Origin of the sequence: Lysobacter sp. TAB13 (assembly GCF_052113885.1) — a bacterium.
Classification (GTDB): domain Bacteria; phylum Pseudomonadota; class Gammaproteobacteria; order Xanthomonadales; family Xanthomonadaceae; genus Lysobacter; species Lysobacter gummosus.
Window position 1 is genome coordinate 1 of sequence record NZ_JBFRDR010000225.1, and the last position, 435, is coordinate 435.

Annotated in this window: 1 protein-coding gene; it reads left to right on the top strand. The window is 60.0% G+C overall.

Annotated elements, in window-relative coordinates; translation table 11 throughout:
* On the top strand, positions 1–209 hold a 209-nt coding region (locus tag AB4Y92_RS25925), incomplete at its 5' end, for a hypothetical protein (protein ID WP_441822232.1).
* Positions 210–435: the final 226 nt, after the last annotated feature.

Consider the following 435-nt stretch of genomic DNA (forward strand, 5'->3'; position numbering starts at 1 on the left):
GGACCGCCGTCATGGGCTTCCTCGACGGCACCTTCACGAAGCCGATGGCGCTGCCCAATGGCGTGGTCATCCAGCCGACCGGCAAGGCCTATCACCTTCCGATGACGACCCTTGGGCACTGGAACAAGCAGGGCACCATGGATGAGGAATATCTGTTCTGGGACAACGCCACGCTGATGCAGAAGATTGGGGCGGCCAAGTCGTTATGAGAAGGGCATATCGATGTGCAAGGCACGGATGACGAAGTGCCTTGCCCTTCCGATGTAGCTGTCGGCGGTCTTGTCGTATCGGGTGGCCAGTCTGCGGCTGTGCTTGAGTTTTGAGAAGCATCGCTTGGTGAGATTGCGAAGGGCGCAGAGGTTGCCGTCGATGATCGGCTGGACTTGCGGTTGCGCTTGGACGGGATGACGGCGGCGATGCCGCGATCATCCAGGT